The 384-nt window shown below is 65.1% G+C and carries 1 protein-coding gene; it reads right to left on the reverse strand.

The window, feature by feature from the left end:
* Nucleotides 1-232 (reverse strand): 5-oxoproline transporter, DUF979 family subunit (locus C1I95_RS34665; protein ID WP_146605975.1); only part of this gene is annotated, 232 nt, incomplete at its 3' end.
* Nucleotides 233-384: the final 152 nt, after the last annotated feature.

Here is a 384-nt window from a genome sequence, read left to right on the forward strand (position 1 = left end):
GCTTGCCCAGCGTCACGCCGCCGGTGCCGGCCAGCAGTGCCATCACCACGGCACCCACACCAACCACGATCGGTGGGATCTTGTCGCCAACAAGGAAGATGACGGCGAAGATCGCCCAGAACAGGCCCGTGGTCCAGCGACGCGGGTGGTTCTTGTCGGCAAAGGTCATCAGCGCGGTGATCGTCAGGATGATCCCGGCCAGCCAGTACAGATAGTTGATCGACAGAATCATGGCTTACCCCTGCTTGGCCGCGGCCGTGTTGGTATTGCCGGCGGCGCCCCGCTGGTTACCCATCTCGCGGGCAAGCCAGCCGTCCAGGCGCTTGAGGCGCACCGAGTGGATCAGGAACGCGCAGACCGCCGTCGGGATGCCCCACACAGCGA

This window comes from Micromonospora craterilacus (genome assembly GCF_003236315.1).
GTDB classification, from domain to species: Bacteria; Actinomycetota; Actinomycetes; order Mycobacteriales; family Micromonosporaceae; genus Micromonospora; species Micromonospora craterilacus.